Genomic DNA, 7,492 nt, shown 5'->3' on the forward strand with positions numbered 1-7,492 from the left:
CGCTTTCATAAGCACATTCATAACGGGCTTCTGGATAATTGGTTGAAAGAAAATTCCAAAGTCCATCCACTGACGGGGGAGACTGGACGAAGCTTTTGAGATACTGTTTCCCTAGATAGAGTGAAACAGTCCAGCTTTTAAGGTGAACATCGATGCCACAGCTTATCGTATGACCGCTAAAATCTAATTTTTCTGCTAAATTTGTCATGATCTTAGTTCTATTGTTTATTTAAATTTAACAATTGTGGCTTGCTAAAGACCACTTGAACTAAGATCACTTTTATTACATAGATACTGATGGAAACGAACATCCCGATTCTTCCATCGGGATAAAGTGTACAGCAGGACTGAAGCCTCTGAAGAGAACAGGAACCAACGTTTTCAAAAAACAGGAGACTCGCCTAGGCTTAGAGACACTCCGCCTTGCAGGCTCTCCTCCGATGAATCGGAGGGAATAAAAAAAGGGATATGCAATTTGCACATCCCTTTGATATTATTAAGTTTCAGTTACTGCTAACTGTAAACTGAACTAGTATCTGTATGTATCTGCTTTGAACGGACCTTCTACCGGTACACCGATATAATCAGCCTGGTGTTGATCCAAAACATCTAATTCTACACCGATTTTTTCTAAGTGTAAACGGGCAACTTTTTCATCTAAATACTTAGGCAAAGTATAAACTTTGTTTTCGTAAGCTGCAGTGTTGGTCCAAAGCTCCAATTGAGCCAAAGTTTGGTTAGTAAATGAGTTACTCATTACAAAACTTGGGTGACCAGTTGCACAGCCTAAGTTAACCAAACGACCTTCAGCCAGGATGATTACATCTTTACCATCAATGGTATATTTATCAACCTGAGGTTTAATTTCAACTTTGGTATCGCCATAAGCGCCGTTTAACCAAGCCATGTCGATTTCGTTATCGAAGTGACCGATGTTACAAACAATCGCTTTATCTTTTAATGCCCTGAAATGTTGCTCGCGAACGATATCACAATTACCGGTAGTAGTTACTACGATATCAGCTTCTTTAATTGCAGTAGCTAATTTTTTAACTTCGTAACCTTCCATTGCAGCCTGTAAAGCACAGATCGGATCAATTTCGGTAACAATAACACGTACACCTTGCGAGCTTAACGATTCTGCAGAACCTTTACCCACATCGCCATAACCACAAACAACGGCAACTTTACCAGCCATCATTACATCAGTAGCACGACGGATTGCATCAACCAATGACTCACGACATCCGTATTTGTTATCGAATTTAGATTTAGTAACCGAATCGTTAACGTTAATTGCAGGTACATGCAATGTTCCGTTTTTCATTCTTTCATACAAACGGTGAACACCGGTTGTAGTTTCTTCTGATAAACCTTTAATAGCTGCAATTAGCTCAGGATATTTATCAAATACCATATTGGTTAAATCGCCACCATCATCCAAAATCATGTTTAATGGTTGTTGCTCCGGACCGAAGTGTAAAGTTTGCGCAATACACCAATCGAATTCTTCTTCGTTTAAACCTTTCCAGGCATAAACCTGAATACCAGCAGCAGCAATTGCAGCAGCAGCGTGGTCCTGAGTAGAAAAAATATTGCAAGATGACCAGGTAACTTCAGCACCCAGTGCAGTTAATGTTTCGATTAATACAGCCGTTTGGATGGTCATGTGCAGACAACCTGCAATACGTGCACCTTTTAACGGTTGTGTTGGACCGAATTCTTTACGTAAACTCATTAAACCTGGCATTTCTGCTTCGGCTAATTCGATTTCTTTACGGCCCCATTCTGCCAGTGAAATGTCCTTAACTTTGTAAGGGATATAAGAAGTCTCTACTGATGACATATTATTGTTTTTTAAGTGTTTAATATTTAATGACTTACAGAATGCTAATTTTAGGTTTGCATGCTATTTGCACACCTTTTATCGAAACACCTGATTTTCTGTCACAAAATTACGCAATAGTTTAACCAAAATCAAAAGACTGGAAATTAAAGTGATCAGGGCTATAGGATAAATCAAATCGTGTTAGCATTTGTCAGCATTCCGCGCCTGTGTTAAGATGTCGGTTAATTGCACCAGGTGCGCACGCGCGCACGCGTAATGACTGTGAAAAAATCTTCATCTGTTCTTAAATAGGCTTTTTTAAGTTCAAAGAACTTGATGGAGTATGAGGTTTTATGAGGTTTTGACTTGAACATAGTAGCCTTACCTATGTCAGATTTTGTAAGATTTTCTCAAAAATCTCAGGTTTTCGCTACCAATACAGATATCGGCCAAGGATAAAATAGTATAAGTTTGCATTGGTATTTTTAAAAACATGTAAGGTTTTGTCAGGTTCTGTGACGTTTTAATGACCATAAACACTCTTTATCTACTGAATATTGCCATCAATATGAAGTTTTATGAAGTTCTAAAACATGGAATTGTGTGATTTTGATCTGTTTTATCTAAAAATATGTTAAGTTTTGTTAAGTTTTGACACTAAATTCAATTGAGATTTATGATAAGTTCGGGCATGCGTAATTGACCGTAGAAAAACCTTCTACACATCCAAGAGCAAATCAATTGCGCGACTGCATTGCACTAAACCATTGTATTTATGCATAAACCGACACTTCCATATTAGCTATACGCTTGCATGCGTGTATGGACTCGGAAAACTCAATAACACTTTTCTTCCATTCGTTTATCTTGTACGCGTGACTGACTCCGAAAACACTTCAGCAGAGCCTAAAGGCCTCGCGTGACTGACTCTAAAACTCAATAACATACCCATTTTCCTGTATACGCGTAATGACTGGCATAAAGTCTTCGATAGTGACCTTCTCGCACGCGTAGTGACCTCCGAAAAATCATCTCCACAAAGAAATAACCTACGCGTATAATTGACTGTCACAAAGTCTTTGGGGCCAAAACAATACACGCGTGCATTTGACTGTCAGAAAACCTTCCTGCTATAAGATCAGATGATAGTGACAAAACCTTCAGTTCTCTTTCATGGTAGATAAATATATTGCGCACTATTATAGCAATAATCTCCATACCAATTATGCTGAACGTTTACTTTGGCTTGCTAGGATAAGTTAGTATATTGTATGCCAATTAACAGAAGATCAATTAATGCAATCAAAATTGGAACATTATCAACTAATGCAAAGAATTTGCATGATTATAGGGCCTATATGCGCCTGTGCCACCATTGTATTTGGGCTGGGATGGAATCATTATAGTTTAAAAGTAAAAGAAGAAGAAAACAAGATAAAGGCCCAAGAACAGGCAAAAGTCAAAGAAAAAGAACCACAAACAAAAACTCAGGGTGATTATGTTGCAGGCAATAAAAATGTCTATAAAAAAAGTCAAATAAAAATGAAAGAAGATAACAGCAACGCAGGGAACAACAAGGGGAATATTGGGGGCACTGGTAACACAGTAAACAATTACAATATAGGCGGCAATAATTACGGTGTAAATGGCCCTGTAAATGTTAATTATGAAAAGCCTTTCACAGATCAAGACAAAAAAGCACTCATCAATGAAGTAGAATCATTTTTGCGTGACAATCCAAACGTCAAAAAATCATTTTCTATCATAACCTGTACGGGCTCAAATGCGGGAAGAATCCCAGATTTCATGAAAGACTTTCTTATTTCAGAAGGCTATACTTTCGGTGGTTCTGGGACCCAAAGAGGCGGTACAATGCACGAGGGGATTAGTATAGAGGGCGGTATGCCAGATGGTAGCTTTGCTTTAGTTTTCGGGCATTTTTAATCATCTAATTCCACTAACACATTGCTCCAGCATCGTATACCTATCAAATCAGTTACGCAAAGTTTTAGCCAGTATCTTAAACCAACGCGAGGCTATGAATGGTCAACCTTGTTACGGCCCAGAACCATCCCGCGTGACTGCGGCCGAAAAACTCAATTCTATACACGATATGATAGTGACAAAACCTTTGATCCATTAGCCTATTATTTCTCTCTATAGACTGACTTGGAAAACTCAATTCCTTAGACGCGTATTGATAGTATCAAAACCTTTGTGGATGCCAGATGCTTACATAGGTATGACTGTTAGAAAACTATCTTTCGCCTGATTATCGCCTGTTACGAAAACAATTTTTACCATTATTCAATTCTGTTATTCTGGCTTGGATAACAGGTTTTGACAGGTTCTCTATGGTTTTATTATATTGCCTAAAAAAAAAGAATATGAACGCTCCGGATCTATCAAACCTAATTGCTGGCCTATCATTACTTACGTCGCTAATCACTCTTTGGCTAGCATATAAAATATATGATCGTTTTGGTGTAACGAGTACTTTTAAAGCAAAAGAACAGCAGCTTGTTATAGACTTTGTAGGCGATCTATTTGGGTTTAAACTAGGTTTGTTAGGTGGGAATGTTTCCATGAGCTCATCTTTTAGCTCCGATGCTGTAGAACTATACAAACGAAACCTTATATTAAATGAGCACAAAGGATGGCAAGTTTATCTGAGTAAGGATCTTTACGAAAAATTCGTCGCCCTGGGAAACTTAACCAACCACCCCTACTTTCCGGATGAACTCAAAGAAAAGTGTATGCTACTTAACCAAAATTATCGGACAGTTGCATCAAATCAGCGTGACCAAAATTCCTTTATGTTCTTTTGTGGTGAAATACATTTCGAGTGGGATGAAATCCTATATTGTCAAGCCCATAATTCCACTCCCTTCAATGTAGAGACATTTCTTAATGACCTTAAAGAGATACTACTCTCCATAGAAAGCTATTATAAAAAGAACCTTCCTAATCACATACCCCAACGCTTAATGTACAGGTATTGGAATTAATTATTACCTTTGAATAAGATAAACCTCTCATGAACGACTTTATATCCCCCCTTATTGCAAGCCTAATAGGTCTATTTGCAGTAATATCATTTTTCATTGCCGCCAGCAATATTTCACACATCAAGGATTATATTAAGGCTAAACATTTGCCCGATTGGCATAAAGGGTATATTAAACGCAAATTTCTAAAAAGATCTGATGCTGAAATACTTTTTGCTGCACAAGAATTTATTTGGAATGAAATGACATCCAATAAATCAGCTAATAAATATGAAGAACTTAAGGGCATATGGTCGGGACGGTTTACAGATTTAGGTGGCGAATTCCCTGAACACCCCTTTAAGAAATAGCTATTATTTTTGTAAAACACTTTACTATACGTTTATTTGTTATTTGTGAAAAAATGTTAAATAACATCATTTACACGTAATTAATTTTTTATTGTTCCGTAAAAACATTATCGTTGCATTTAGTATTTATAAATAATGGAATCTAAAATAGAAGCTCAGCCTAATCCCAAAATATTAAACATTCCCGATTTAATGAAGGAAGACATCCCCAGCTTTTTTGCCAACGGCTTTCAAGCAGGTTTTACCATGTCTGATGCGCATTTGATATTTAAAGCTCACAACGAACCTCAATTTATTGTAAATTTGGGTTTGCCCGCTTTGAAAAGCTTGTACAGTAACATAGCTCAACTCCTTTCTACATATGAGAAAGTTACTGGAGAGAAAATTGTTTCTATGGAAGAATTGAACAAAAAAGTAGATTTAAGTCAAATTAAGAAATAGCATGACTATCAGTAAGACATACAATCAACCATCAGCAAAAATAAACATCTATGAAATATTAGATGCGTTTGGAACTGAAATATATGATTTAGGGCTGCTTCCAGATGGATGGGATTCTGGTGTTGGCAAAGCTATTTCTTTAGACATGATCAATAGAGCTCTTCACGTGTACAATAGTCTAAAAACAGCTGGATTGGATTATGAAGTTATGCCATTTGCTAATGGAACTTTAAAATTAACGTTTGCATTGCGAGATCATTTTTTAATCGTTCATGTTCTAGTTGATAGTTATAATTATGCTTACGAAAAGGGTGAAGGTTTCGAGTATGAAGAAATTTCTGAAAATGAAAATGTCAGCCTTACACAACTAAAAGATATTCTCTCAGAAATTAAAAACAAATGCTCTTTATTCGTACCATTAACATCACAAAATTTAGCAGTCGAAGAAAACGTTTCGATGATTGTTTCTCGCCAATGGGTGGGGGTATCTCCATCTTTAATCAAGAATGCGTCAGTGGCAACGGAAAGTCGATATGTGAGCATATAAATGAATTTTATTTATCGACGGTAAATACACCAATTATCTATTGCATATTTGACACAGAGGATATAATAAAATTCCTTAAGGAAGAAAAAATAGATTTACCGGAGAAGGATATTTTTGAGTTTTCTCCATCAGATAAAGGGGATGAATGTCATGTCGATATTAAAGGAATTGACAACAAACTAAGCAAAAAGCTATCAAAAACTTTAATAAAAAAAGAAAACCTTCATCTTTGTGGTAGTGATTTTGATCTGCAAAATGCAGACGAGGAAACTATAAGTAGTTTTTTAGCTGATGCAAAAAATGCTCTAGCGCAATAGACATAATTAACTTTCAAACGCCACCCAACCAGGCGGCTTTTTTGTTTTATAGCTTTTTGCTATATTGCATTATGGGAAATCAACTACCAACATCTGAAGACCTAGAGGCTTATCACCGGGTGAAAAGATTTTTTGAAGCCACAAAAGATCTAACTGGTCCAGTAGCAATTAAAAGTGAAGGCCGGTTTAGCCTTATACCTAAAAAATATAAATGGGTTTTCATAATAGCATTGGCAATTGCGGCATTCTCAACTTATTATGCAGTTACTACGCTTATTTTCGGTCAAGAATTTTGGGTTCGATCTATCGCGGGGCCGGCAAGGAAATAGTCTTTTGGTAACCAGAAAGAAGATTGGGCACTAGCAATTTAAACACACTACTGTTTGTTTTTGGATATTTTGAAATAGTTTTTTGACATGAACTCGTCAACGTCGCTTCTTTTAAAGATTAATTCCTTACCTGGTTTACTGAATCCAATCTTGTTTTTGTTAAGTTGTACCCAATTTTTGCCGAATCCTGTCATATCCCTAACCTCCTCTGTAGATAAATAAGGTTTTCTAGAATCTTTTAGCTGATTTAGCGTAGCGCTAACCATTACCTCTAAATTCTCTATTTTATTAATCAGCTCTTTGAGCACGGCGGTTTCCACTATACTTACACCTTCCATGTTATTTATCCTTATGGTGTGTATTTCAACAAAAGTGGTTCTTCCCCAATTTTGGTGGTTTTCCATGATAAGTCTGGTTGTTATTCGTTAAGAAATAATGAATCTTACCAAACTGATTTTCTCATCAATTGATCCCTTTAAAGTAGTTTCAGTGGATAACCAGGCCGACTTTGTTAATATCTATGTACAGAGCAGACAAAGGATCTGCCGTTGTCCGGATTGCCTAAGTCCGTCAAAGAAGCTTCATAGCTATTATTTAAGAAAGTTCCGTGACCTGCCTACGTTTGGGAAATCATGTAATATATACCTGCAATCCAGAAAATACCGATGCCTT

Annotated in this window: 10 protein-coding genes and 1 pseudogene; 8 read left to right on the forward strand and 3 right to left on the reverse strand. The window is 36.8% G+C overall.

Features of this window, described 5'->3' with window-relative positions:
• A pseudogene (locus EYS08_RS26225) lies at nt 1-208 on the reverse strand (IS110 family transposase); the annotation flags it as partial.
• Nucleotides 209-529: 321 nt separating this feature from the next.
• Nucleotides 530-1,846 (reverse strand): adenosylhomocysteinase, encoded by a 1,317-nt coding sequence (gene ahcY / locus EYS08_RS25370; protein WP_131032683.1) that lies wholly within the window; start codon nt 1,844-1,846, stop codon nt 530-532.
• A gap of 1,278 nt (nt 1,847-3,124) precedes the next feature.
• Between ahcY and EYS08_RS25375 the strand changes: the two genes are divergently transcribed.
• From EYS08_RS25375 to EYS08_RS25400, 7 genes are all read left to right on the forward strand, one after another.
• Complete coding sequence (locus EYS08_RS25375; protein WP_131032684.1) at nt 3,125-3,772, forward strand: hypothetical protein; 648 nt, start codon at nt 3,125-3,127, stop codon at nt 3,770-3,772.
• Between the two features lie 443 nt (nt 3,773-4,215).
• Entirely contained in the window at nt 4,216-4,836 is a 621-nt protein-coding gene (locus EYS08_RS25380) for a hypothetical protein (RefSeq protein ID WP_131032685.1), read from the forward strand.
• A gap of 29 nt (nt 4,837-4,865) precedes the next feature.
• Nucleotides 4,866-5,186 carry a hypothetical protein gene (locus EYS08_RS25385; protein WP_131032686.1) on the forward strand — a complete coding sequence of 107 codons (321 nt, stop codon included), beginning with the start codon at nt 4,866-4,868 and terminating at the stop codon, nt 5,184-5,186.
• Between the two features lie 135 nt (nt 5,187-5,321).
• Nucleotides 5,322-5,627, forward strand: coding sequence for a hypothetical protein (locus tag EYS08_RS25390; RefSeq protein WP_131032687.1), 306 nt, complete (start codon nt 5,322-5,324; stop codon nt 5,625-5,627).
• 1 nt (nt 5,628) lies between these two features.
• A complete protein-coding gene (locus tag EYS08_RS25395) occupies nt 5,629-6,174 on the forward strand; it encodes a hypothetical protein (RefSeq protein WP_131032688.1) in 546 nt (181 codons plus the stop codon).
• Entirely contained in the window at nt 6,102-6,491 is a 390-nt protein-coding gene (locus EYS08_RS25950; RefSeq protein WP_165456557.1) for a hypothetical protein, read from the forward strand. Before EYS08_RS25395 ends, EYS08_RS25950 begins: the two co-directional genes overlap by 73 nt.
• Nucleotides 6,492-6,562: 71 nt before the next feature.
• Nucleotides 6,563-6,820, forward strand: coding sequence for a hypothetical protein (locus EYS08_RS25400; protein WP_131032689.1), 258 nt, complete (start codon nt 6,563-6,565; stop codon nt 6,818-6,820).
• A 47-nt stretch (nt 6,821-6,867) separates the two neighbouring features.
• On the opposite strand, the gene EYS08_RS25405 is transcribed toward EYS08_RS25400, so the two are convergent.
• Nucleotides 6,868-7,224, reverse strand: coding sequence for a helix-turn-helix domain-containing protein (locus EYS08_RS25405; RefSeq protein WP_131032690.1), 357 nt, complete (start codon nt 7,222-7,224; stop codon nt 6,868-6,870).
• Between the two features lie 31 nt (nt 7,225-7,255).
• Between EYS08_RS25405 and EYS08_RS25410 the strand changes: the two genes are divergently transcribed.
• A partial coding sequence (locus EYS08_RS25410) for a transposase family protein (protein ID WP_131029355.1) occupies nt 7,256-7,492 on the forward strand: 237 nt, incomplete at its 3' end.

Origin of the sequence: Pedobacter kyonggii (assembly GCF_004310665.1) — a bacterium.
Taxonomy (GTDB): domain Bacteria; phylum Bacteroidota; class Bacteroidia; order Sphingobacteriales; family Sphingobacteriaceae; genus Pedobacter; species Pedobacter kyonggii.

Bases quoted from the DNA above. Each gene is read 5' to 3' on its own strand.
- EYS08_RS25380 (WP_131032685.1), top strand. From the start codon at position 4,216: ATGAACGCTCCGGATCTATCAAACCTAATTGCTGGCCTATCATTACTT.
- EYS08_RS25395 (WP_131032688.1), top strand. From the start codon at position 5,629: ATGACTATCAGTAAGACATACAATCAACCATCAGCAAAAATAAACATC.
- EYS08_RS25950 (WP_165456557.1), top strand. From the start codon at position 6,102: ATGGGTGGGGGTATCTCCATCTTTAATCAAGAATGCGTCAGTGGCAAC.
- EYS08_RS25390 (WP_131032687.1), top strand. From the start codon at position 5,322: ATGGAATCTAAAATAGAAGCTCAGCCTAATCCCAAAATATTAAACATT.
- EYS08_RS25375 (WP_131032684.1), top strand. From the start codon at position 3,125: ATGCAATCAAAATTGGAACATTATCAACTAATGCAAAGAATTTGCATG.
- EYS08_RS25405 (WP_131032690.1), bottom strand. From the start codon at position 7,224: ATGGAAAACCACCAAAATTGGGGAAGAACCACTTTTGTTGAAATACAC.
- EYS08_RS25400 (WP_131032689.1), top strand. From the start codon at position 6,563: ATGGGAAATCAACTACCAACATCTGAAGACCTAGAGGCTTATCACCGG.
- EYS08_RS25385 (WP_131032686.1), top strand. From the start codon at position 4,866: ATGAACGACTTTATATCCCCCCTTATTGCAAGCCTAATAGGTCTATTT.
- ahcY (WP_131032683.1), bottom strand. From the start codon at position 1,846: ATGTCATCAGTAGAGACTTCTTATATCCCTTACAAAGTTAAGGACATT.